Here is a 23,560-nt window from a genome sequence, read left to right on the forward strand (position 1 = left end):
CCTCCCGGTGACGGCGCCGAGAGTGCCGCCACCGTGCGCTGGCGGCGGCGTGACGAGCGCGCCGACGACGGCGAGACCGCGGACGACACCTCCGACGACACCTCCGACGACGCCGGTGACGGTGCCGTCGAGGGGGCCGTCGAGGGTGCCCCGCCGGGCTGGCGGCCCTCGGCGGGCTCGGTCGCCGCGCTGCCCGGTGCTGGTCCCTCGGCCCCGGCGAGCTGGCTGGTCGGCGTGGGGGAGGGCCGCGCGCGGGACTGGCGCTCCGCCGGCGCCGCCGCGGTCCGCGCCGTCCGCGACGCCCCGGCGAGCGCCCTGGGCACCGGCGACGAGCGCGTCGCCGTCCTGCGCCCCGACCGTCCCGAGGACGCGCCGACCTCGGCCGACGACTGGGCCGCGCTGGCGCTCGGCGTCGTCCTCGGCTCCCACCGGTTCGCCGTGAAGTCCGACGGCACCCCGCTGCGCCTGCGGGTGCACGTCGGCGTCCCCGGCGAGCACCGCGGCGCGGTCGAGCGAGCCGTCGAGCTCGCCACGGCCACGGCCCGCGCCCGCGACCTGGCCGACACGCCCTCGGGCGCCAAGTCGCCGGCCTGGTTCGCGGACACCGCGTCCGCGCTGGTCGCCGACGCCGAGGGCCTCCGGGTCACCGTCCGCGACGAGCACTGGCTCGCCGCGGAGGGCTTCGGCGGCGTCCTCGCCGTCGGCGGCGGCTCGTCGCGCCCGCCCCGGTTCCTCGAGCTGGCGTGGACCCCGGAGGGCGCAACCGACCACGTCGTCCTCGTCGGCAAGGGCATCACCTTCGACACCGGCGGCATCTCGATCAAGCCGAACGCCGGCATGGCGGACATGCGCACCGACTGCGCGGGCGGCGCCGCCGTCGTCGCCGCGCTCCGGGCGGTCGCGCGGCTGGGCGTGCCGGTGCGGGTCACCGGGCTGGTCCCGCTCGCCGAGAACCACGTCTCCGGGTCGGCGTACCGCCCGGGTGACATCGTGCGCCACCGCGGCGGCACCACCACCGAGGTCACCAACACCGACGCCGAGGGCCGCATGGTGCTCGCCGACGCGATCGCCTACGCCCTCGAGGAACTGGCGCCCGACGTGGTCGTCGACGTCGCCACGCTCACCGGGGCGATGAAGGTCGCCCTCGGCGTGCGCACCGGCGGGGTCTTCGCCAGCGACCCGGCCCTGCGCGCGGCGATCGTCGCGGCCGGCGAGGGCACCGGCGAGGCGTGGTGGCCGATGCCGCTGACCGCCGACCTCGACCCCGACGTCGACTCCCGCATCGCCGACGTCCGCCAGGCCCCCGGCGGGCCGGGCGCCATCGCGGCGGCCCTGTTCCTGCGCCGCTTCACCGACGGGCGGCCGTGGGCGCACCTCGACATCGCCGGGCCCGCGCGCTGCGACAGCCCGCACGAGGAGGTCGCCAAGGGCGCGACGGGCTTCGCCGCCCGGACGCTCGTGGAGTTCTGCGCGTCACGCGCCTGACGGCTCGCGCAGGGCCGCGCAGAGCAGGCCGTCGGCGATCGGCAGCACCAGCGGCACGAGGCGCTCGTCCTCCCGGACGACCCGCACGGTCTCGCGCAGCGCGCCCGCGACGGCCTCGCGGCGCACCGGGTCGGCGAGCCGACCCGCCCAGAGCACGTCGTCGACGACCACCACGCCGCCCGGGCGCAGCAGGCGCAGCGACGCCTCGAGGTCGCGGGGCATCTCGGTGGTCACGCCGTCGACGACGACGAGGTCGTAGCCGGCGTCCGAGAGCTTCGGCAGCACCTGCCGCGACGTCCCCTTGATCATCCGGACGCGCCCGGGCGGGAACCCCGCCTCGGCGCACGCCGCGCGCGCCCGGCCCTGGCGCTCGCCGTCGGGGTCGATGCTGGTCAGCAGCCCGTCGGCGGGCATCCCGCGCAGGAGCGCGACGGTGCCGATCCCCAGGCCCGTGCCGATCTCGACGACGGCGCGCGCCCGCGTCGAGGCGGCGAGGAAGGTCAGCGCGGCCGCGGTCGCCGGGGAGACGGCGACGACGCCCGCCTCCGCCGAGCGCGCGCGCAGCCCGGCGAGCAGCTCGTCCTCGACGAGGAACGCCTCCGCCCGCTCGGCGACGCGGGTCCGGGCACGGGCGGCGACCTCGGCCTCGTCGGGACCGGGGGCGTCGGTGGCGACCGGGGCGCTCGCCTCCGGCCTGCGGACGGCACGCAGGGGCCGGGACGGGCCGCGCGCGCTCCCACCGCCGCGCCCGCCCGGGCGTCCCGTCGCCATGGGAGCAGGCTAGATCGCGTCGCGGCCGGGACCGGCGTGCCGCGCCGACACGCCGCCGACACGGTCGGGGTGAGGGCGGGATCACGTCCACCTGCGGAAACTCAGGGCCCTCTCAGCTCGACCTCACCCCTGTGACATGACGGCCCGCCAGAGTGGTGCCCACGTCGCCGGCACCCCGACCGGCCGCCGTCAGCCGAGCCGAGGAGCACGCACCCCGATGCCCGACCGACCCGCCCCCGCCGCCGCCGTCTCCCCCTCGGGCGCGCCGTCCTCGGGCGGGACGGCTCTCCTCGAGCGTCCCGAGCACGCCCCCGCGGCCATGGACGACGTCTTCGACGAGACCGGGACGTGGGTGCCGCCGACCTGGGACGACGTCGTGCGCCAGCACGCCGACCGGGTCTACCGCCTCGCCTACCGCCTCACCGGCGACGCCCACGACGCCGAGGACCTCACGCAGGAGACCTTCATCCGCGTGTTCCGGTCGCTCTCCGGCTACAAGCCCGGCACGTTCGAGGGCTGGCTGCACCGGATCACCACCAACCTCTTCCTCGACATGGTCCGCCGCCGCGCCCGGCTGCGGATGGAGGGCCTCCCCGAGGACACCGACCGCCTGCCCGGCGGCGGCCCCGACCCCGAGCAGGTCTGGTCCGAGGCCCACCTCGACCCCGACCTGCAGGCCGCCCTCGACGCGCTCGCGCCCGAGTTCCGCGCCGCCGTCGTGCTCTGCGACGTGGAAGGTCTCTCGTACGAGGAGATCGCGGCGACCCTCGGTGTCAAACTGGGGACCGTGCGAAGCCGCATCCACCGCGGGCGTCAGGCCCTGCGCGCAGCGCTCGAGTCCCGCGACCCCTCCTCACGGAGCTCGGCATGATCTCCGGACGCTCCGGGGGCTCGGGCTGGTCGCGGCGGTTCACCGAGGCCGGCCATCTCGCGCTCGACGCTGTCGTGGCGTTCGTCGACGACGAGCTGCCGCCCGGTCCGGCCCACCGCGCGGCCGCGCACGTCGACCGCTGCCTGTCCTGCGCCGCCGAGGTCGCCGCCCAGCGGCAGGCCCGGCGCCGGGTCCGCGCGGCCGGCGGTCCCGCCGTCCCCAGCTCGCTCATCAGCGCCCTGTGCTCCATCCCCGACGCGGCGCCCGTCCCGCAGGCCCCCGCGGGCCTCGCGGTCGGTCCCGACGGCGAGATCGTCGTCGCCGCCGACCCGGACCACGACGAGCCCGGCCACCGCGCCCGCCGCTGGCCCCGCCGCCGCGCCCTCGGGGTGCCGGTGGCCCTCAGCTCCGGGGTGGTCGTCGGCGCGGCCGCCCTCGCCGCGTTCGCCGGGCCGGCCATCGTGTCCGGCACCGCGCCGTCCTCGGCGGCCACGCGCGCCCCCGCTCTGCAGACCGTGGCGCCGAGCGTCACGCCCACCGCCGCGGCCGCCGACCTCGCGGTCCGCGACCGCACCGCCGCCTCGCGATCCGGCGCGCTGCCGGGCCCCGGCGCTCCCTGAGTGCCCGTCCGCTGACCGGCCCTTCACCGCTGCGGTCGCACGCTGTGACGGTGTCGACGCGTGGCGCGCCCCGAGGCTCTACGGTGGTGGGGCGATGAGCACCACCCTTCTGCGGCCTGCCCGCCCGCGCACCCGCCGGGACACGCGATGACCGGACCCACCGACCCGCAGGGGTCCACGCCCGACGCCGCCGACACCGCTACCCCGGGCGAGCACGCCGACGGCGCGACCAACGGCCACGGTCCGGCGCAGACCAACGGGCAGACCAACGGGCAGACCAACGGGCAGTCCAACGGGCACGGCGCGAACGGGCACGGCGCCGCGAACGGGCACACGAACGGCCACACGAACGGGCACGGCAACGGCCACCACGCCGACGAGCGCGAGCTCGCCGCCGTCTTCGGCCGCCCCGCGGGCGTCGAGGGCGGCTTCGGCGAGCGCGACACCGGTCGAGCGCGCCCGCCCGGCCGGGGCGAGGCCCCCGCGCCGGCGCTGGTCGCCGCGTTCGGCCGCCCCGAGGGCCCGGACGCGACCTCGCTGCAGCGCCCCGAGCGCCCCGCGGACGACGACCGGGGCCCCGACGACTTCTGGGAGAACGACACCGCCACCAGCGACCCCTGGCGCGACCCCGACGCGGGCGCCGAGCTGGGCGGTCCGGCGCTGCGGGAGTCGCGCTCCGGTGAGGCCGCGCGCCCGGTGGGCCCGCGACTCTCGGCCCGCGAGCTCGTCCTCGGGCGCCGTGTCCAGCCCACCGCGCTCGCCCTGCTGGCCGTGATGGCGCTGCTGCTCGGCGCGGTCGGCGGCGTGGTCGGCTGGGCCGTCGCGGGCGGTGCCGACAGCCTCGTCGACCCGGGCGCGACGCTCACCCCGGTCGAGGCGGGGCGCGAGCGCCCGCCGGGCTCGGTCGCCGACGTCGCCGGGCGCGTCGCCCCGGCGGTCGTCTCGCTCGAGCTGCAGGCCGGCAGCAGCGGGGGCACCGGCTCGGGCGTCGTGCTCACCCCGGACGGCTACATCGTCACCAACAACCACGTCGTCGAGCTGGCGGCCAACGACCCGCGCGCGAGCCTCGAGGCCGTCTTCGCCTCCGGGATGCGGGCGCCCGCCCGGGTCGTCGGGCGCGACCCGAACACCGACGTCGCGGTCGTCAAGGTCGACGTCGCGAACCCGGTGGTCGCCCAGCTCGGGCGCTCGGCGGACCTGCGCGTCGGCGACGGCGTGATCGCGATCGGCTCGCCGCTCGGCCTGGCCGGCACGGTCACCGAGGGCATCGTCAGCTCCGTCGACCGCCCGGTGCGCCTCGACGCCGAGTCGGCCGAGGCCAACCCCGTCATCGACGCCATCCAGACCGACGCGGCGATCAACCCCGGCAACTCCGGCGGCGCGCTCGTCGACACGTCCGGGGCCGTCGTCGGGATCAACACCGCGATCCGCACCCTTGGCGGCGGCGAGGGCGGCTCGATCGGGCTGGGCTTCGCCATCCCGATCGACGACGTCCGCACCATCGCCCAGTCGATCATCCGGACCGGCGGCTACGCCCACAGCGACCTCGGGGTGAACGCCAAGTCGGTCACCGACGGCACCGCGGACGGCGCGCAGATCCTCAACGTCCGCCAGGGCGGGCCCGCCTCGCGCGCGGGCGTGCAGGAGGGCGACGTGGTCCTGCGCGTCGACGACCGCCCGATCGCGTCGGCCGACGAGCTCGTCGTGGCCGTGCGCGAGCACCTGCCCGGCCAGACCGTCAGCCTCGGCGTCGTGCGCGAGGGCCGTCCGCTGACGCTGCAGGTCACGCTCTAGGGGGCAGGGTGTTCGACAACGTCGGCTGGCCCGAGCTGCTGGTGCTCGCCCTCGTCGGGCTGTTCGTGCTGGGCCCGGAGCGCCTGCCCGCCGCCGCGTCCTGGGTCGCGAGCACCGTGCGCACGATCCGCGACTACGCCACCGGCGCGCGCGACCAGCTGCGCCAGGAGCTCGGCCCCGAGTTCGACGAGCTGCGCAAGCCCCTCGAGGACCTGCGCTCGGTCCGCGACCTCGACCCGCGCCGCGCCGTGCGCCAGAACCTGTTCAGCGAGCCGCCCGCCGACGGCACGTGGAGCGGCTCGGCGACGCCCGGCACCGCGGCCCCCGCCACGCCCGCCACACCGCCGGCCACGCCGCCGACCAACGGGACGTCCCCGACCCCACCGCCGCGGACCCCCAGCCGGCCCCTGGGCGCCGGGGAGATCGCCCCCGTGGACCCGGACGCCACCTGACCCGTCAGGTCACTCCTCAGTTGACCTGGCGCCCGCGGCCCTCCCAGTACTGCTCGCGCAGCTTGAACTTCTGCAGCTTCCCGGTGGCCGTCCGCGCGAGCTCCTCGCGGAACTCGATCGACGTCGGCGCCTTGTAGCGCGCGAGGTGGGCCTTGCAGTGCTCGATGAGCTCGGCCTCGCCGACCTGCTGCCCCGGGACGAGCACCACCAGCGCCTTGATCGTCTCGCCCCACTTCTCGTCGGGCACGCCGATGACCGCGACCTCGGCGACCGCGGGGTGGTTGAACAGCGTGTCCTCGACCTCGATGGAGGACACGTTCTCCCCACCGCTGATGATCACGTCCTTGCGGCGGTCGCTGATCGTCACGTACCCGTCCTCGTCGACGCTGCCGCCGTCACCGGTGTGGAACCAGCCGTCCTGCAGCACCTTCTCGGTCTCGTCGGGGCGCTCCCAGTAGCTCTTGAGGACGACGTTGGACCGGGCGAGGACCTCGCCGTCGTCGGAGATCCGCACCTTCACGCCCAGGGCGGGGGCGCCGGCGCGCCCGAGCCGGGACGCCCGCTCCTCGGTGGGCTGGTCGTCCCACTCGGCGCGCGTGCGGTTGAACGTCAGCAGCGGCGAGGTCTCGGTGAGGCCGTAGATCTGGATGAACTCCCAGCCCAGCACCTCCTCGACCTGCGCGATCGTCCGCGTGGGCGGGGGTGCGCCCGCCCCGACGATGCGGACCCGTCCGCGGCCGGGGATCTCGCCCTCCCAGTCGGCGGCGGCGGTGAGCACGGCGCTGATCACCGCCGGGGCGGCGCACAGCACGGTGACGTCGTGGGCCGCGACCCGGCGCAGGATCTCCGCGCCGTCGACCTTGCGCAGGACCACGTGCTTCGCGCCGAGCCCGGTCACGGCGAACGGCATGCCCCAGCCGTTGGCGTGGAACATCGGCAGCGTGTGCAGGTAGACGTCGCGGTCGCTCACACCGAGGTGCATCCCGAAGGTCGTCGCGTTGACCCACAGGTTGCGGTGGGTCAGCTCCACGCCCTTCGGGCGGGCGGTCGTGCCGCTCGTGTAGTTGATCGTCGCGGTGGCGTCCTCGTCCGGCTCCCACGGCACGGGCGCGACGCCGAAGCGGTAGATCTCCTCGTCGCCCTGCTCGCCGAGCACCACCGTGCGCGCGCACGGGACGCCCTTGAGCGCCTCCTCGAGCTCCGGGTCGACGAGCAGCAGGCTCGCCCCGGACTGCTCGACGATGTAGGTGACCTCGTCGACCGAGAGCCGGAAGTTCACTGGCACCAGCACGCGCCCGTGGCCCGCCACCCCGAAGAACGCCACGAGCAGGCGCGCGCTGTTGTGCGAGACGATCGCGACGCGCTCACCGAACCCGACGCCCATGGCGTCCAGGGCCGCCGCCTGCGCGCGGGCGAGCTCGGCGACCCGTGCGTAGGTGAGGTCGGTCAGCGGCGCGGCCGGCTGGTCGGGCTCGTCGACGATCCCGGTCCGGTCGCCGTACACGATCTCGGCGCGGTCGAGGAAGTCCTGGATCTCGAACGGGACCTGCATCATCAACTCCCGGAGGACGGTCGGTGTCCCGCACGGTCTACACGTCGACGAGGACGTTCGGCGAGAGGTCGCTCACGACCGGCCTCCGCAGCTCGAAGACCGTCCGGGCTGACTGTTACTTTCGGTCACGTGCTTGCGCATCAGCGTGAGCCGGTCCGACAGCGCGTCCTCGGGGCGGCCCACCGGCTCGACAGCGACCCGCGCCTGCTCGCGGCGCTCGAGTGGGCGCGCTCGCGGCTGCCCGGCGACGCCGCGTACGGCGACCCGCTCTCGACCGGCGACGACGCCGTCGGCCGCGTCGCCGCCCAGCTCGCGCCCCTTGCGGCGACCCGCCCGAGCGTGCTGCGCGAGGTCGGGCTCACCGCGCTGCAGCTGTGGCAGGCCCACGCCGGGCTCGAGGAGCGCCCCAGCGACGAGCAGGTCGTCGTGCTCTTCACCGACCTCGCCGGCTTCTCCGACTGGACGCTCGAGGTGGGCGACGACGTCGCGGTGTGCGCGCTGCGCCGCGTCGGCGCAGCGGTGGAGCCGCTCGTGCGCCGCCGCGGCCGCGTCGTGAAGCGCCTCGGCGACGGGCTGATGGCCGTGCACCCGAGCGCCGAGGACGCCGTCGAGGTGGCGCTGGCCGCCCGCGACGCCGTCGCCGCGCTCGACGTCGACGGGCACCGCCTGTCCCTGCGGGCGGGCGTGCACGTCGGCACCCCGCAGCCGCTCGGCGGCGACTACTACGGGCGCGACGTCAACATCGCCGCCCGGATCACCGACGCGGCCGGTCCCGGTGAGGTCTGCGTCTCGAGCCCGACCCGCGCGCTGCTCGACGGCGGGGAGTTCGCGACGTTCCCGCTGAGCAGGCGCCGCGGCAAGGGCGTGCCGCCCGACATCACCCCGTGGCGGGTCGGTCGCCGGCCTCCGGGCTGAGCCTGTTCAGCGGGTTGGCGCGCAGGCCGCCCGACGGGTCGAGGCGGCCCAGGATCGCCGCGGTGACGCAGGCCAGGGATTCGACGCCCGTGTCGTCGAGCACGTCGAAGATCAGCCGGCGGACCTCGGCGGCGTGGCCCGGGGCGGTCTGCCGAACCTTCTCCAGGCCCGCGTCGGTGAGGCGGGCGACGGTGACGCGGCCGCTCTCGGGCGAGGGCTCGCGCGTCACCCAGCCCTGCTGCTCGAGGCGCGCCACGACGTGCGAGAGGCGGGAGAGCGAGGAGTTGACGGTGGCCGCGAGCGCGCTCATCGGCAGCGTGCGCCCGGGCGTCTCGGAGAGCATGGCCAGCGTCAGGTAGGAGAACTGGGTCAGCCCGGCGTCGCGCTGCAGTTGCGCGTCGAGCGCCGCGGGGAGGAGCGTCATCACCGCCGCGGTGCGCCGCCACGCGCGCTGCTCGTCGTCGTCCAGCCAGGGCTCCTCGTGCATGGGTCCCACATTACTTGATGCTTCAACTCTTCGCAGGTAGTGTCCGGAGTTGAAGCATCAACTTGTCACTCCAGGGAGACACCATGGACCCGTTCGCCACCGCCCACCCGGGAGCGGCGTTCGACGCCTACGAGCCGGCCGCGCGCGAGCGCGCCGCCCTGCGCACGCCCTGGACACCGGAGGACGGCCCGCTGCCCGCGCTCTACGTCAGCCACGGGGCGCCGCCGCTGTTCGACGACGCGGAGTGGATGACGCGCCTGGGGGAGTGGGCCGACCGGCTGCCGACCCCGGAGGCGATCCTCATCGTCTCGGCGCACTGGGAGTCCGCGCCGCTGACGCTCTCGAGCGCGGAGGCCGGCACCCCGCTGGTGTACGACTTCGGCGGCTTCGCCGAGCGCTTCTACCGGATGACCTACGCGACCCCCGACGCCACGGCGCTCGCGGCCCGGATCGCGGCGACGCTGCCCGACGGCCAGCCGGTGCACACCTCCCGCCGCGGTCTCGACCACGGCGCCTGGGTGCCGCTGAAGGTCATGTACCCGCTCGGCGACGTGCCCGTCCTGCAGATGAGCCTGCCGACCGAGGACCCGGACCGCCTGCTCGCCATCGGCACCCGCCTGCGGGAGCTGCGCAGCGAGGGCGTGCTCGTCATCGGCTCGGGCTTCATGACCCACGGCCTGCCGTTCCTGTCGCGCGAGATGCTCGCCGGCCAGGAGACCCCGGGCTGGACGGGCGACTTCGACGCCTGGGCCGCCGAGGCCCTCGACCGCAGCGACCTCGAGACCCTGCACCGCTTCCGCGACGCCCCGGGCATGCCGTACGCCCACCCGACGGCCGAGCACTTCGTGCCGCTGTTCGTCACCCTCGGCGCGGCCACCGACCCCGAGGGCCCGGTGACCACGACGATCGACGGCACCATGTGGGGCCTCTCCCGGCGCTCACTGCAGGTCGCTTGACAGTCGGGCCTGTGACGAACGAACGGCGCTCTCGCTGCTTCCGAAGCAGCGAAAGCGCCGTTCGTTTCTCGGGGTCCTTGGCGAGCGACGGTACGGGCTCGCCCGGGTGGCGCAGGCGGGATGAAAACGCTGGCGCACGGCACGAGCGCCGGGGCATCCTGCCCAGGATCGGGGCGAATGTCCCCGGGAACGACTTCGAGGAGTGAACGCCATGGCCGCCCTCTGCGGGCGCCAGGTGAGGCGCCGTCACGCCATCTCTCGGTGACGCCGGCTGTGTGACTGCGCGGCGTCCTGCTCGAAGGGTCGTACCCCGCAGTGTTCACTTCTTCTCCGCACGACTCCGTCCTCGCCTCCTACGGCTGGGACGGCTCCTGGGAGCAGCTCGCTTCCACCTCCGACGCCTCCGGTGTGCCCGGCCGCGTCGCCCGTGTCGACCGCGGCCGCGTCGACGTCCTGACCGCCGACGGCCGCGTCCACGCGTCGTCGCGCGGGCACTGCGCCGTCGGCGACTGGGTGCTGGTGGCGGACGGCGCCGTCGCCGCCGTCCTGCCCCGCCGCACCACCCTCGCCCGCGCCGCGACCTCGGGACGTTCCGAGGCCCAGGTGCTGGCGGCCAACGTCGACACCGTCCTCGTCACCGTGCCCGCCGAGTCGGCGGCGCGCACCGGGCGCGTCGAGCGCCTCGTCGCCCTGGCGTGGGAGAGCGGGGCGACGCCGGTGCTGGTCGTCACCAAGATCGACCGCACCGACGACCTCGCCGGCGTGCTGTCCGAGCTCGCGCTCTCCGCACCCGGTGTGGAGGTCGTGGGCGTCAGCGCCGTGACGGGCGAGGGCGTCGAGGACGTGGCCGCGGCGGCCCGGGGCACCACGGTGCTCGTCGGGCCGTCCGGTGCCGGCAAGTCGACGCTCGCCAACGCCCTGCTCGGCGCCGACGTGCTGGCGGTCGGGGCGGTCCGCGCCGTCGACGGCAAGGGCCGGCACACCACCGTGCACCGGGAGCTCCTGCCGCTCCCTGGTGGCGGTGTCCTCGTGGACACGCCGGGCCTGCGCGCCGTGGGCATCCGCGACGCCGCCGAGGGCATCGAGCGCGCCTTCGCCGACGTCGTCGACCTCGCCGACGGCTGCCGGTTCTCCGACTGCGCCCACGAGCACGAGCCCGGGTGCGCGGTGCGGGCGGCGGTGCACGACGACGAGCTCCCGGAACGCCGCTTCGAGGCCTACCGCAAGCTCCGGCGCGAGGACGAGTGGGCGGCGGCGCGCACCGACGCCCGCCTGGCCTCGGAACGGCGCGCACGGTGGAAGCAGGTCACGAAGGACCAGCGCGCCCGCTACCGGGCTCGCGGGCGCTGACCGCCCTGCCCTCTGGACGAACGAACGGCGCTTTCGCTGCTACGGAAGCACCGAGAGCCCTATCGGCGTGCTCAGCTGGACGTTCGTTTCGCGAAGGCGCGCGCGGACGGGCGAGCGACTACCGCCCGGCGGGCGAGATGTTCAGCGACATCCCCGCGAGGCCGCGGGACCGCACGGAGAGCTTCTCGGCGACGGCGCGCAGGGCGGCGCCGGCGGCGGAGGCCGGCTCGCTGAGCACCAGCGGCACGCCGGCGTCGCCGCCCTCGCGCAGGCGGGTGTCGATCGGGATCTGGCCCAGGAGCGGGACGTTGCCGCCGACGGACTTGGCCAGCGAGTCGGCGACGACCTGCCCGCCGCCGGAGCCGAAGAGGTCGAGCTTCGAGCCGTCGGGCATGTCCATCCACGACATGTTCTCGATGACCCCGGCCAGGCGCTGGCGGGTCTGCAGCGAGATCGCGCCCGCGCGCTCGGCGACCTCCGAGGCCGCCTGCTGCGGCGTGGTGACCACGAGCAGCTCGGCGTTCGGGATGAGCTGCGCGACGGAGATGGCGATGTCGCCGGTGCCCGGGGGCAGGTCGAGCAGCAGGATGTCGAGGTCGCCCCAGAACACGTCGGCGAGGAACTGCTGCAGCGCGCGGTGCAGCATCGGGCCGCGCCAGACCACGGGCGTGTTGCCCGGGGTGAACATGCCGATCGAGATCAGCTTCACGCCGTGGGCCTGCGGCGGCATGATCATGTCGTCGACCTTGGTCGGCTTCTCCTCGGTGCCGAGCATGCGCGGCACCGAGTGGCCGTAGATGTCGGCGTCGACCACACCGACCGAGAGGCCCTTGTCGGCCATCGCGGCGGCGAGGTTGACCGTCACCGACGACTTGCCGACGCCGCCCTTGCCCGAGGCGACCGCGTAGACGCGGGTCATCGAGCCGGGCTGGGCGAACGGGATGACGGGCTCGTCGGAGTCGCCGCGGACCGTCTTGCGCAGCTCGCGGCGCTGCTCGTCGTTCATGACGTCGAGCTCGACCGACACGGCCGTGACGCCGGAGACCGCGGACACCGCGGTGGTCACCCGCTGGGTGATGGTGTCCTTCATCGGGCAGCCGGCGACGGTCAGGTAGACGGCCACCTCCACCTTGCCGTGGTCGAGGACGTTGATGTCCTTGACCATCCCCAGCTCGGTGATGGGCTTGTGGATCTCGGGATCCTCGACGCCGGCCAGGGCGGACCGGATCGCGTCGACGGATGGTGCTGCGGCCATCGGACCCTTCTCGGACTCGGCGTAGGGCGGTCCCGGGGGCGGAGCCCCGCACGGGTACCGGCGGACGAGCACTCGGGGGCCCGTCAACTGGTCCCCATGCTACGTGCCGCCTCCCGCGCACCGCCGGGCACGCGGAGCGTCGCCCGTCACCCCGCGGTCACACGCCTTTCACGCGGCGTGCACGGACGCGGTGCCGGCAGGCGGTCAGTGCCCGTTGCGGTGCAGGTCGCCGTCCGACGGAGCGGTGTGCCCCGCCTGGTCCAGCGCGCGGGCCAGCGCCTGCTCGAGGTTACGGGCCACCGCCCGGTCGACGGCCCGCGCGACGGCCTTCTCCAGCGCCTTGTCGGTCCGCCCGTCGGCGTCGCGGGTGCCGTCGCGCACGCCGCGGACCTGCTCGAGCTCGCCGCGCAGGTAGTCGCGGGTGACGACCTCGCCGAGCTGCAGGCGCATCGACGCCAGCTCGCGGGCGAGGTACTCGGTCTCCGCGGAGAGGCGCGAGGCGCGCGTGCGGTCCTCCTCGAGGGACACGCGGTCACGGTCGTCCTGGCGGTTCTGCGCGAGCAGGATCAGCGGCGCGGCGTAGGCGGCCTGGGTGGAGAACGCCAGGTTGAGCAGGATGAAGGGGTACGGATCCCACTGCAGGCTGATCGCGAAGACGTTCAGCGCGATCCACGTCGCCACGATCACCGACTGCCACAGCAGGAACGTGCCGGTGCCGAGGAAGCGCGCGAGGCTCTCGGCGACGCGCGCGAACCACTCCGTGTCGACGGTGAGACGGATGCGGCGGGTCCCGGCGGGCTGGTCGAGACGCCGCCGGGCGCTGGCCTCAGGCACGGCTCGCTCCGGGGACGGGCGCCGGCGGGGTGGCCGGCGGTGCGGGTTCGGGGTCGGGGTGCGAGCGCCAGTCCTCGGGGAGCAGGTGGTCGAGGACGTCGTCGACCGTCACCGCCCCCACCAGGTGCCCGGCCTCGTCGATGACCGGCCCGCAGACGAGGTTGTAGGTCGCGAAGTAGCGGGTGACCTCGGCGAGCGTCGCGTCCGGCCCGATCCGGGTGAGCTCGGAGTCGAGGACGCCCGCGACCAGGTCGGACGGCGCCTCGCGCAGCAGCCGCTGGGAGTGCACGCAGCCCAGGTAGCGCCCGGTCGGCGTGGCCGTGGGCGGGCGGCAGACGAACACCATCGACGCCAGCGCCGGGGTGATGTCGGGGTTGCGGACGTGCGCGAGCGCCTCGGCGATCGTCGCGCCGGGCTGGAGCACGATCGGCTCGGGCGTCATGAGCCCGCCCGCGGTGTTCGACGAGTACGACAGCAGGCGCCGGACCGGCTCCGACTCCTCGGGCTCCATCAGCCCGAGCAGCTCCTCGGACTCGGCGCCGGGGAGGTCGGCGAGCAGGTCGGCGGCGTCGTCGGGGTCCATCTCCTCGAGGACGTCGGCGGCGCGCTCGGTCGAGAGGTGGCGCAGGAGATCCTGCTGCTCGGAGGACGGGAGCTCCTCGAGCACGTCGGCCAGGCGGTCGTCGCCCAGGCCGTCGGCGACGTCGTGGCGCCGGCGCTGGGGCAGGTCCATCAGCGCGTGCGCGATGTCGGCGGGGCGCATGTCCTCGAACGTCGAGAGCAGCTGCTCGGTGCCCTGCCCGGTCTCGTCGAGCGAGAGCCCGGAGATGGCCGCCCACGGCAGCACCTGGATCGGACCTCGCCGGCCGAGCCGCCCGACGAGCTCGCGGACCGCCACCCGCGTCACCAGCCAGTCGCGGCTGCGCTGGTGCTCCATGAGCACGTCGGCCACCTGCGCGTCGGCGTCGTGGTCGACGACCCGCACGCGGGCGTCGAGCATCTCGCCGACGACGAGCACCTCGTTGGGACGCTGGGCGAACGCGCGCAGGTTGACCTGGCCGGTGGCGAGCGTCACCGCGGCGGCGTCGACCGCCGTCACGCGCAGCATCGGCACGAAGATGCGCCGGCGCGAACCCACCATGACGACGAGACCGAGCACGCGGGGCGGCCGCGGGCCGACCGACACCGCGCACACGGCGTCGCGCACGCGCCCGATCCGCTCCCCGTCCGGTCCGAGGACCGGGAGCCCGACCATGCGGGCCACGAACACCCTGGCCATGGCGGTAGTCACGCCAGAAGGCTAACCGCCATCGGGTGTCGAGCTGGATCGAGTCACCTCTGAGAGGGTCGCCACCTCGGCCGATGCGTCGCGGGAGCGCGTGTCAGCATCGGCCGCCGGTCACGTGCATATGGAGGTCAGCTACTCGTGAGTGTCGAGAACCGCCCCCGCCGGTCGTGTCTGGCGGTGCCCGGGTCGAGCCAGAAGTTCATCGACAAGGCCCGGACCCTGCCCGCCGACCAGATCTTCCTGGACCTCGAGGACGCCTGCGCACCGCTGGTCAAGCCCGAGGCCCGCAAGACGATCGTGGCGGCGCTCAACGAGGGCGGCTGGGAGGGCAAGACGCGCGTCGTGCGCGTCAACGACTGGACCACCGAGTGGACCTACCGCGACGTCACCGAGGTCGTGGAGGGCGCCGGGGCCAACCTCGACGCGATCATGCTGCCGAAGGTGCAGACGCCCGAGCAGGTCCACGCGCTGGACTTCCTGCTCACCCAGATCGAGAAGACGATGGGCCTGGAGGTCGGGCGCATCGGCGTCGAGGCCCAGATCGAGAACGCGCGCGGCCTGAACAACGTCGTCGCGATCGCCGAGTCGTCGCCGCGCCTGGAGACCATCGTCTTCGGCCCCGCCGACTTCATGGCCTCGATCAACATGAAGTCGCTGGTCGTCGGCGAGCAGCCCCCCGGCTACACCGAGGGCGACGCCTACCACTACATCCTCATGCAGATCCTCATGGCCGCGCGGGCCAACGACCTGCAGGCCATCGACGGCCCCTACCTGCAGATCCGCGACGTCGACGGCTTCCGCCGCGTGGCGAACCGGGCGGCGGCGCTGGGCTACGACGGCAAGTGGGTGCTGCACCCCGGCCAGATCGACGCCGCGAACGAGACGTTCTCGCCGTCGCAGGAGGACTACGACCACGCCGAGAACATCCTCGACGCCTACGAGTGGTTCACCTCGGAGGCCGGCGGCGCCAAGGGCTCCGCGATGCTCGGCGACGAGATGATCGACGAGGCCTCGCGCAAGATGGCGCTGGTCATCGCGGGCAAGGGCCGCGCGGCGGGCATGACCCGCGGCGAGCGCTGGACGCCGCCGGAGAGCTGACCAATACTCGTCGGTAACTTCTAGGACAGCAGGAGCACCACGCATGGCACGCCTCGCCCAGACCGCCGGACTGACCGATGTGCAGCAGGAGATCCTGTCCACGGTCCGCGACTTCGTGGACAAGGAGATCATCCCGCACGCACAGCAGCTCGAGCACGACGACGTCTACCCGCAGGACATCGTCGACGGGATGAAGGAGATGGGCCTGTTCGGGCTCATGATCCCGGAGGAGTTCGACGGTCTGGGCGAGTCGCTGCTGACCTACGCGCTGGTGGTCGAGCAGATCGCCCGCGGGTGGATGAGCGTCTCGGGCGTCATCAACACCCACTTCATCGTCGCCTACATGCTGCGCCAGCACGGCACGCCGGAGCAGAAGGCGCACTACCTGCCGAAGATGGCGACCGGTGAGATCACCGGGTCGTTCTCGATGTCCGAGCCCGACCTCGGCTCCGACGTCGCCGCCATCAAGACCAGCGCGAAGGTCGACGGCGACGACTACGTCGTCAACGGCGCCAAGATGTGGCTGACCAACGGCGGGTCGTCGAACCTGTCGGCCGTGCTGGTCAAGACCGACGAGGGCGCCGAGAAGCCGTACCAGAACCTGACGACGATCCTCGTCGACAAGGAGCGCGGCTTCGGCAAGGTCGCCGAGGGCCTCTCGATCCCCGGCAAGATCGACAAGATGGGCTACAAGGGCGTCGACACCACCGAGATGGTGTTCGACGGCTTCCGCATCCCGCAGTCGCAGGTGCTCGGCGCGGCCCCCGGCAAGGGCTTCGCGCAGATGATGGACGGCGTCGAGGTCGGCCGCGTCAACGTCGCCGCCCGCGCCTGCGGCATCGCGATCCGGGCATTCGAGCTGGGCATCGAGTACGCCCAGCAGCGCTCCACGTTCGGCAAGCCGATCGCGCAGCACCAGGCGATCTCGTTCAAGCTCGCCGAGATGGCCACCAAGGTCGAGGCCGCGCACCACATGATGGTCAACGCCGCCCGCCTCAAGGACCGCGGCGAGCGCAACGACGTCGAGGCCGGGATGGCCAAGATGATCGCCTCCGAGTACTGCAAGGAGGTCACCGAGGAGTCGTTCCGCATCCACGGCGGCTACGGCTACTCGAAGGAGTACGAGATCGAGCGCCTCATGCGCGAGGCCCCGTTCCTGCTCATCGGCGAGGGCACCTCGGAGATCCAGAAGACGATCATCAGCCGTGGTCTCCTCAAGGACTACAAGCTGCGCTGATCAGCGGTACTGTCCTCCGTCACACTGGCTCCCCGCCCGGGCACTACCGGGCGGGGTTCGCCGTTGTACGGGACGAGATCGTCGAGAGGACAGCGAGGGATCGTCGTGACTGCGCCGTTCACCGGGCGCCCCGGTACCCAGCCCGGGCTGCCGAACCTCCCCGAGCCGCCGTCCGGCTGGCCGGTGGGCTCCTACGCCAAGTACGAGGAGGCCCAGCGCGCCGTCGACCACCTCGCCGACAACGAGTTCCCCGTCGCCGACGTCACCATCGTCGGCGTCGACCTCATGCTCGTCGAGCGGGTCATCGGCCGCCTGACCTGGGGCCGCGTCATCGCCACCGGCGCCGCGTCCGGTGCCTGGCTGGGCCTGTTCGTGGGTCTCGTGCTCTCGCTGCTCTCGCCCGCGGGCGGGATCGGCGGCCTCGGCGCGATCCTCACGGGCCTCGTCATCGGCATCGTGTTCGGCATCGTCTCCGGCGCGATCACCTACGGCGCCTCCCGCGGCCGGCGCGACTTCACCTCGCAGAGCCAGATCGTGGCCGGGCGCTACGACGTGCTGTGCCAGCCCCGCAACGCCGAGAAGGCACGCGACATGCTCGGCAAGCTGGCGATGGGCACCGACGGCTGAGTCCCGGTACCAGCGATGCGGCATCGCTGGCACTCAAGGCCAGGATCGCCACATCCTCGCCGGCGCGACACGCCGGGGGAGACGTGAACTGGCAGGCCCCCGGACCTTGATCGCGATCCCGGTGACGAACCCCCGCGGATCTGCGTGGTTTCGTCACCCGGACGCCGATCATGACGACGGTCAGGCCCCGCCGACGCCCGTCGCGCGGACCACGGACAGCGGCGTGGCGATGTCCTCGAGCGACTTGCCCTCCGCCGCCACGCCCAGGACCGCGGCGACGATGCCACCGATGATCATGATGACGGCGCCGAGGATGTAGGCCCAGAACAGGCCCGACGTGCTCGGGTTGTCCTCGCTGCCGATCATGAACGCGTAGAGCAGCGGGGCCACGGAGCCGAAGATCTGGGCGATCGCGAAGAACACCGCGATGGCCTTCGCCCGGACCTCCATCGGGAAGATCTCGCTGACCGTCAGGTACGCCGCGCTGGCGCCCGCGGAGGCGAAGAAGAAGATGATGCACCAGGCGATCGTCTGGGTCAGCGCGTTGAGCACGCCGGCCTGGAAGAGGAACGCCGTGATGATCAGCAGGACGCCGGCCAGCAGGTACGTGCCGGCGATCATCTGCCGGCGCCCGACGGTGTCGAACAGCCGCCCCAGCAGGAGTGGGCCGAGGAAGTTCCCGATCGCGAACGGGATGTAGTAGATCGACGTGTCCGCGTCCGGCCCCAGGTAGAAGTGGGTCAGCACGATCGCGTACGAGAAGAAGATCGCGTTGTAGAGGAACGACTGCGTGATCATCAGGACCGCGCCGAGCGTGGAGCGGCCCGGGTAGGTCCGGAACAGGATCCGCAGCAGCGTGAGGTAGCCCGCCGAGGGCGTCGGGCGGATCTCGATGGCCTTCTGCTCGTCGACGGGGTCGACGTGCTTGCCGGTGGTCGTCTCGACCTCGTGCTCGATGAAGCGGATCGACTCCTCGGCCTCCGCGCCGCGCCCGTGCATGATCTGCCAGCGCGGGCTCTCGGGCACCGAGCGGCGCAGGAAGATGATCACGATCGCCAGCACCGGGCCGATGAGGAAGGCCAGCCGCCAGTCCCACGCGGGGGAGATGGCGCCGGAGAGCAGCGGGATCTGGATGACGGCCGCGATCGCCGCGCCCGCCCAGTAGGTGCCGTTGACGATGATGTCGGTGCGGCCGCGGTACGGCGCGGGGATCAGCTCGTCGATCGCGGAGTTGATCGCCGCGTACTCGCCGCCGATGCCGGCGCCCGCGATGAACCTCGTCAGGTAGAGGAACGTGATCGACGCGGCGCCCGTGCCGAGGGTGAACGCGGTCAGCGCGCTGCCGCCGAAGTAGATCGCCAGCGTGATGAAGAAGAGCTTGCGGCGCCCGAGGCGGTCGGAGATCTGGCCGAACACCAGGGCGCCGACCACCTGGCCGATGAGGTACACGGTGGCGAGCAGGCCGACCGCCGTGGTCGAGATGCCGAGCCGGTCGGCGCCCGAGAGCTTCTCGCCGACGTTGCTCGCGATGGTGATCTCGAGGCCGTCGAGGATCCAGCAGGACCCGAGGGCCAGCACCATTCTCGTATGGAAGGGAGACCACGGGAGTCTGTCGATGCGGGCCGGGATGAGGCTCCGGACCGATTCCTGGGCAGGCGATGGGTATTGCGTCGTCATGGCACCTCCCGTGTCACCGAGTGTTCACAACGAGAACGACTCTAGTCACACGCTCAGCGCTCTGGCCTGCCGAAATACCTCTGAGTGCTCGATTGACTACAACACGAATTCACCGAGTGTGACGACGAATTCCGGTAGTTTCGGGATGCAACGACCGCGAACGGGACAAATGCCACCGACGATTCCGACGGTTCTGTCCGGTTCCCGATTACAGCCAGCGGTTGCGGCGGAAGGTCCGCCACAGCACCGTGCAGATCAGCAGGATCGCCAGGATCACGGCGGGGTAGCCGAACTCCCAGTGCAGCTCGGGCATGAAGTCGAAGTTCATGCCGTAGATGCCGGCGAGCATGGTCGGCACGGCGAGCAGCGCGGCGTAGGCGGTGATCTTGCGCATGTCGTTGTTCTGGCGCAGCGTGATCTTGGCCAGGACCGCGTCGACCAGCGTCGTCAGCAGCTCGTCGAACGAGGCGACGCGCTCGGCCACGGTCGCGAGGTGGTCGTCGACGTCGCGGAAGTAGCTGCGGACCTCGGACGGCACGAGCGGCGAGTAGCCCTCGGTCAGGCGGCGCATCGGCGTCACGAGCGGGGTCACCGCCCGCCGCAGCTCGAGGACCTCGCGCTTCATCATATAGATCTGCTCGGCGCCGACCTCGGTGTACGGGGCGAAGACCTCGGTCTCCATCGTGTCGATGTCGCCCTCCACGCCCTGGGAGACGTCGAGGTAGGCGTCGACGATGTGGTCGGCCACCGCGTGCAGGACGACCGCCGGGCCCTGCGCGAGGTGCTCGGGGTCGGCCTCGAGGTTGTGGCGGACGCGGCGCAGGCCGGAGTGCTGGCCGTGGCGGACCGTGACGACGAAGTCCTTGCCGAGGAAGACCATGAGCTCGCCGGACTCGACGATCTCGTTCGCGGTGGTCGGCGACGCGTGCGCGACGTAGCGCATGGTCTTGAACACCGAGAACAGCATGTCGTCGTAGCGCTCGATCTTCGGGCGCTGGTGGGCGTGCACCGCGTCCTCGACGGCCAGCGGGTGCAGCCCGAACACCTCGGCGATGTCCTGGATCTGCTCGGCGTCCGGCTCGTGCAGCCCGATCCAGACGAAGCCCTCCTCGCGGCGGCGGACCTCGTCGATCGCGTCGCGGTGGGTCCAGCGGCCCTCGAGGCGCTTGCCGTCGATGTAGACCGCGCAGTCGACGACGAACGCCGCGAGCGGCACGTGGGGGACCCGCGGATCCTGCGTGCGCGGGCGGCCCGGGCGGATCACGCGGGCTCCGGCGTTGCGCAGCGTGGGCAGGGAAGGCATGACGACCTCCGGGGACCGGACGGTGTGACGGGGGCTCGAGGCGGTTCAGCCACCGCGTCCCTCCCGGAGTACCCAGCGGGCGCTCAGCGCCCGGTCGTCACCGGGAAGGGGACGCGGCCCGTACTCGGGGGCAGGGCGTCGGCCCTGGTGTAGGAGTCGTCCACGTCTCACCTCCCTGGTCTCGCGCGACACGACCTCGGACGATCCGCCATCCTAACGGCCGCCGTCGGCGCTGTCGGTCCCCGGCGTCACACGTCCCGGGCTCGGCGCCGACAAGACCACAGACGTTCAGGAGGCGGATCCGTGCAGTTCGGTCGGTACTTCGAGGAGTTCGAGGTCGGAGCGACGTACAAGCACTGGCCGGGCAAGACGGTCACCGAGTACGACGACCACCTCTTCTGCCTGATCACGATGAACCACCACCCGCTGCACCTCGACGCCCACTACGCCGAGGGCAGCCAGCAGGGGCGCAACGTCGTCGTCGGCAACTACGTGTACTCGCTGCTGCTCGGGATGTCGGTGCCCGACGTGTCGGGCAAGGCGATCGCGAACCTCGAGGTCGAGTCGCTGCGGCACGTCAAGCCGGTCTTCCACGGCGACACGATCTACGGCGAGTCGACGGTGCTGGACAAGAAGGAGTCGTCGTCGAAGAACGACCGGGGCGTCGTCCAGGTCGAGACGATCGGCTACAACCAGGACGGCGTCGTCGTGTGCATCTACCGGCGCAAGGTGATGGTGCCCAAGCGTCCGGCGGCCGAGGGCACGGATGAGGCCTTCACCGCCGAGCAGCCCCGCCGTCCTGTGCCCCAGAAGGACTAGGGAGACAGTCCCACCCGCGCAGCGCCACGGTGAGCCCGGAGACGAGCTCGCCGGCGGCGTCGAGCGCGGCGTAGGCGGCGCCGTCGACCCACCGGGCGTCGGCGGCGTCGTCACCGGCCCGGGGTGCGGCGGCGGGATCGAGCGGGCGGCAGCGGAAGTCGTGGATCGCGAACACCCGTCCGTCCGGCGCTGGCCGGCGCACGTGCCCGACCTCCTCGCCGACGGCGACCTCGAGGCCGGTCTCCTCGGCGACTTCACGGGCGGTCGCCGCGCGCACGGACTCGCCCGGCTCGACCTTCCCGCCCGGCAGCGACCAGCGTCCGGCCTCGGGGTCGTGGGCGCGGCGGATCAGCAGGAGTCGGCCATCCGGGTCGGTGACGATCCCCCCGACGCACGGGATGTCCCCGGACGTGTCCGGCGACGCGCCGCGACGCGCCCCAGGGTCACCCATCGTCACACGAGATCACACTAGTATCACCCGGGTCGCCCGCTGCCCGTCTCGGCACGGACGACCCATACTGCTCACGACCACGGCGACGACCACCGCGAGGGACACCTGGTGAACGCGAAGAAGATCGGCATCATCGCGGGCGTCGCGTTCGCGCTCTTCTTCGTCATCTCCCAACCCCAGGGTTCGGCCGATCTGGTGCTGAGCATCCTCACGATCCTGGGCGATGCGGCAGCATCGGTGGTGCAATTCATCCGCGCGCTGTTCTAGGTCCGGAGGCCCGACGTGCTGGCACCCCGCGAGGTCGACGAGTACGTCCTGCCCACCGAGCGGCGGGTGATCCGCTTCCGGCGCCACTGGGCGGTCATCGTCAGCGAGGTGCTGCAGGCCGTCATCCTGTTCGTCCTGCTCGCGCTCGGGGCGGCGTTCCTGCCGCAGAACGTCGTGCTGGACAACCTGTTCTGGTACGGCGCGCTGCTCGTGCTGCTCAAGACCAGCTACAAGGTCAGCGAGTGGTGGGTCGAGAAGGTCGTCGTCACCGACAAGCGCGTGATGCTGACCAAGGGGATCTTCACCCACCAGGTCGGCATGATGCCGCTGACCAAGGTCACCGACCTGACGTTCGAGCGCACGCTCAACGGCCGCATGCTCGGCTACGGGACGATGGTCATCGAGTCGGCCGGTCAGATCCAGGCGCTCAACCGCATCGACTTCCTCCCCGACCCCGAAGAGGTCTACGAGGCCATCTCCGAGCTGGTGTTCGGCGACAAGCGCCAGACCCGCTCGTACACGCTGCCGGGCTCGGGCTTCGGCGGCGCGCGCGCCCGCCGGCGCTGATACTCGCCGGGTGATCGACCTCCACACGCACTCGTCCGTCTCCGACGGCACCGAGAGCCCGACCGAGCTCGTGGCGACGGCCGCCGGCGCGGGCGTCACCGTGCTCGCGCTGACCGACCACGACACGACGGCGGGCTGGGCGGAGGCGGCCGCGGCGCGGCCACCGGCGTTGACGCTGGTCCGCGGCGCCGAGTTCTCCACCGAGAGCCCGGACGGCCGGGGCGGCACGGTCACCGCGCACCTCCTGGGCTACATCTTCGACCCGTCCGACCCCGCGATCGTCGCCGAGCAGGAGCGGGTGCGGGGCTCGCGGCGGGAGCGGGTGCGCGCGATGGGGGACCGCATGGCCGCGGGCGGGCTGCCGGTCGACGGCGAGGCGCTGCTGGCGCGGCTGCCCCGCGACTCGCCCGCCGGCCGTCCCCACATCGGACAGGCGCTCGTCGACGCGGGCGTCGTCGGGAGCGTCCCGGAGGCGTTCGAGGAGCTCCTGCGCAAGGACGGCCCCTACTACGTCGAGAAGTACAACACTCCGATCGCGACGGCGATCGCGCTGATCCGGGACGCGGGCGGGGTGGCGGTGTTCGCGCACCCGTTCGCGCGTCGGCGGGGCCCGTGCGTCGACGCGTCGGTGATCCGCGACCTCGCCGGGAAGGGCCTCGACGGGGTCGAGATCGACCACCCGGACCACGCCCCCGAGGACCGCGCGGCCCTGCGGGAGATCGCCGCGGGGACGGGGCTGCTGGTCACCGGCTCGAGCGATTACCACGGCACGAACAAGGCGACCGGGATCGCCGTGGAGACGACCGCGGCGGGGGAGCTCGAGAAGATCGTGGGGCGCGCGACGGGCGCCGAGGTGCTCGCGGGCTGAGCCCCCGCACCCGCCT

Annotated in this window: 24 protein-coding genes; 15 read left to right on the forward strand and 9 right to left on the reverse strand. The window is 73.1% G+C overall.

Annotated features, from left to right (window positions below):
- The first annotated feature begins 33 nt into the window (after positions 1–33).
- Positions 34–1,485 (forward strand): leucyl aminopeptidase family protein, encoded by a 1,452-nt coding sequence (locus EV188_RS16140; RefSeq protein WP_133827310.1) that lies wholly within the window; start codon positions 34–36, stop codon positions 1,483–1,485.
- Here EV188_RS16140 and EV188_RS16145 read toward each other — a convergent pair.
- On the reverse strand, positions 1,474–2,256 hold the full coding sequence (locus EV188_RS16145) for an O-methyltransferase (RefSeq protein ID WP_133827311.1): 783 nt from the start codon (positions 2,254–2,256) through the stop codon (positions 1,474–1,476). The genes EV188_RS16140 and EV188_RS16145 overlap by 12 nt on opposite strands.
- 319 nt (positions 2,257–2,575) lie before the next feature.
- Here EV188_RS16145 and sigE point away from each other — a divergent pair, with 319 nt between their 5' ends.
- The 4 genes from sigE to tatB all read left to right on the forward strand — a co-directional run bounded on the left by sigE (position 2,576) and on the right by tatB (position 5,993).
- The gene (gene sigE, locus EV188_RS16150; RefSeq protein ID WP_133827742.1) at positions 2,576–3,127 is read left to right on the forward strand and encodes an RNA polymerase sigma factor SigE; all 552 of its coding nucleotides are present in this window, start codon (positions 2,576–2,578) and stop codon (positions 3,125–3,127) included.
- Entirely contained in the window at positions 3,124–3,747 is a 624-nt protein-coding gene (locus EV188_RS16155; RefSeq protein WP_133827312.1) for a hypothetical protein, read from the forward strand. The genes sigE and EV188_RS16155 overlap by 4 nt, the downstream gene beginning before the upstream one ends.
- Before the next feature lie 147 nt (positions 3,748–3,894).
- On the forward strand, positions 3,895–5,541 hold the full coding sequence (locus tag EV188_RS16160; RefSeq protein ID WP_133827313.1) for a S1C family serine protease: 1,647 nt from the start codon (positions 3,895–3,897) through the stop codon (positions 5,539–5,541).
- An 8-nt stretch (positions 5,542–5,549) separates the two neighbouring features.
- The gene (gene tatB, locus EV188_RS16165; protein WP_133827314.1) at positions 5,550–5,993 is read left to right on the forward strand and encodes a Sec-independent protein translocase protein TatB; all 444 of its coding nucleotides are present in this window, start codon (positions 5,550–5,552) and stop codon (positions 5,991–5,993) included.
- 16 nt (positions 5,994–6,009) lie between these two features.
- Here the strand turns inward: tatB and EV188_RS16170 are convergent, their stop codons facing one another.
- Positions 6,010–7,545 carry an AMP-binding protein gene (locus EV188_RS16170; protein WP_133827315.1) on the reverse strand — a complete coding sequence of 512 codons (1,536 nt, stop codon included), beginning with the start codon at positions 7,543–7,545 and terminating at the stop codon, positions 6,010–6,012.
- A gap of 129 nt (positions 7,546–7,674) precedes the next feature.
- Between EV188_RS16170 and EV188_RS16175 the strand changes: the two genes are divergently transcribed.
- On the forward strand, positions 7,675–8,460 hold the full coding sequence (locus EV188_RS16175; RefSeq protein WP_133827316.1) for an adenylate/guanylate cyclase domain-containing protein: 786 nt from the start codon (positions 7,675–7,677) through the stop codon (positions 8,458–8,460).
- On the opposite strand, the gene EV188_RS16180 is transcribed toward EV188_RS16175, so the two are convergent.
- A complete protein-coding gene (locus EV188_RS16180; RefSeq protein ID WP_133827317.1) occupies positions 8,423–8,947 on the reverse strand; it encodes a MarR family winged helix-turn-helix transcriptional regulator in 525 nt (174 codons plus the stop codon). The two genes, EV188_RS16175 and EV188_RS16180, sit on opposite strands and share 38 nt — an antisense overlap.
- Positions 8,948–9,030: 83 nt before the next feature.
- Here EV188_RS16180 and EV188_RS16185 point away from each other — a divergent pair, with 83 nt between their 5' ends.
- Positions 9,031–9,903 carry a dioxygenase family protein gene (locus tag EV188_RS16185; protein ID WP_133827318.1) on the forward strand — a complete coding sequence of 291 codons (873 nt, stop codon included), beginning with the start codon at positions 9,031–9,033 and terminating at the stop codon, positions 9,901–9,903.
- Positions 9,904–10,218: 315 nt separating this feature from the next.
- Positions 10,219–11,253 carry a ribosome small subunit-dependent GTPase A gene (rsgA, locus tag EV188_RS16190; protein WP_133827319.1) on the forward strand — a complete coding sequence of 345 codons (1,035 nt, stop codon included), beginning with the start codon at positions 10,219–10,221 and terminating at the stop codon, positions 11,251–11,253.
- Positions 11,254–11,371: 118 nt separating this feature from the next.
- Here rsgA and EV188_RS16195 read toward each other — a convergent pair whose 3' ends face one another.
- The 3 genes from EV188_RS16195 to EV188_RS16205 all read right to left on the reverse strand — a co-directional run bounded on the left by EV188_RS16195 (position 11,372) and on the right by EV188_RS16205 (position 14,621).
- On the reverse strand, positions 11,372–12,508 hold the full coding sequence (locus EV188_RS16195; protein ID WP_133827320.1) for an Mrp/NBP35 family ATP-binding protein: 1,137 nt from the start codon (positions 12,506–12,508) through the stop codon (positions 11,372–11,374).
- 204 nt (positions 12,509–12,712) lie between these two features.
- A complete protein-coding gene (locus EV188_RS16200) occupies positions 12,713–13,342 on the reverse strand; it encodes a DUF1003 domain-containing protein (protein ID WP_133827321.1) in 630 nt (209 codons plus the stop codon).
- A complete protein-coding gene (locus EV188_RS16205; protein ID WP_133827743.1) occupies positions 13,335–14,621 on the reverse strand; it encodes a magnesium transporter MgtE N-terminal domain-containing protein in 1,287 nt (428 codons plus the stop codon). The genes EV188_RS16200 and EV188_RS16205 overlap by 8 nt, the downstream gene beginning before the upstream one ends.
- Positions 14,622–14,768: 147 nt before the next feature.
- On the opposite strand from EV188_RS16205, the gene EV188_RS16210 reads away from it, so the two are divergent.
- From EV188_RS16210 to EV188_RS16220, 3 genes are all read left to right on the forward strand, one after another.
- Positions 14,769–15,728 carry an HpcH/HpaI aldolase/citrate lyase family protein gene (locus EV188_RS16210; protein WP_133827322.1) on the forward strand — a complete coding sequence of 320 codons (960 nt, stop codon included), beginning with the start codon at positions 14,769–14,771 and terminating at the stop codon, positions 15,726–15,728.
- Between the two features lie 43 nt (positions 15,729–15,771).
- A complete protein-coding gene (locus EV188_RS16215; RefSeq protein WP_133827323.1) occupies positions 15,772–16,965 on the forward strand; it encodes an acyl-CoA dehydrogenase family protein in 1,194 nt (397 codons plus the stop codon).
- 99 nt (positions 16,966–17,064) lie between these two features.
- Positions 17,065–17,592 carry a YflT domain-containing protein gene (locus EV188_RS16220; protein WP_208114262.1) on the forward strand — a complete coding sequence of 176 codons (528 nt, stop codon included), beginning with the start codon at positions 17,065–17,067 and terminating at the stop codon, positions 17,590–17,592.
- A 180-nt stretch (positions 17,593–17,772) separates the two neighbouring features.
- Here the strand turns inward: EV188_RS16220 and EV188_RS16225 are convergent, their stop codons facing one another.
- On the reverse strand, positions 17,773–19,173 hold the full coding sequence (locus EV188_RS16225) for an MFS transporter (RefSeq protein ID WP_208114226.1): 1,401 nt from the start codon (positions 19,171–19,173) through the stop codon (positions 17,773–17,775).
- Between the two features lie 304 nt (positions 19,174–19,477).
- Complete coding sequence (gene corA, locus EV188_RS16230; protein ID WP_133827326.1) at positions 19,478–20,572, reverse strand: magnesium/cobalt transporter CorA; 1,095 nt, start codon at positions 20,570–20,572, stop codon at positions 19,478–19,480.
- A 303-nt stretch (positions 20,573–20,875) separates the two neighbouring features.
- Here corA and EV188_RS16235 point away from each other — a divergent pair, with 303 nt between their 5' ends.
- Positions 20,876–21,391 carry a MaoC family dehydratase gene (locus EV188_RS16235; RefSeq protein WP_133827327.1) on the forward strand — a complete coding sequence of 172 codons (516 nt, stop codon included), beginning with the start codon at positions 20,876–20,878 and terminating at the stop codon, positions 21,389–21,391.
- Here EV188_RS16235 and EV188_RS16240 read toward each other — a convergent pair.
- Positions 21,348–21,842 carry an NUDIX hydrolase gene (locus EV188_RS16240; RefSeq protein WP_133827328.1) on the reverse strand — a complete coding sequence of 165 codons (495 nt, stop codon included), beginning with the start codon at positions 21,840–21,842 and terminating at the stop codon, positions 21,348–21,350. The two genes, EV188_RS16235 and EV188_RS16240, sit on opposite strands and share 44 nt — an antisense overlap.
- A gap of 108 nt (positions 21,843–21,950) precedes the next feature.
- Here EV188_RS16240 and EV188_RS31630 point away from each other — a divergent pair, with 108 nt between their 5' ends.
- The 3 genes from EV188_RS31630 to EV188_RS16250 are packed head-to-tail and all read left to right on the forward strand — an operon-like array spanning position 21,951 to position 23,544.
- The gene (locus tag EV188_RS31630) at positions 21,951–22,109 is read left to right on the forward strand and encodes a hypothetical protein (RefSeq protein ID WP_166659921.1); all 159 of its coding nucleotides are present in this window, start codon (positions 21,951–21,953) and stop codon (positions 22,107–22,109) included.
- Positions 22,110–22,124: 15 nt separating this feature from the next.
- Positions 22,125–22,676: a PH domain-containing protein gene (locus EV188_RS16245; protein ID WP_133827329.1), complete on the forward strand. Its 552-nt coding sequence runs from the start codon at positions 22,125–22,127 to the stop codon at positions 22,674–22,676.
- Between the two features lie 10 nt (positions 22,677–22,686).
- Complete coding sequence (locus tag EV188_RS16250) at positions 22,687–23,544, forward strand: PHP domain-containing protein (protein ID WP_133827330.1); 858 nt, start codon at positions 22,687–22,689, stop codon at positions 23,542–23,544.
- Positions 23,545–23,560 lie beyond the last annotated feature (16 nt).

It is taken from the genome of Actinomycetospora succinea (genome assembly GCF_004363095.1).
Classification (GTDB): domain Bacteria; phylum Actinomycetota; class Actinomycetes; order Mycobacteriales; family Pseudonocardiaceae; genus Actinomycetospora; species Actinomycetospora succinea.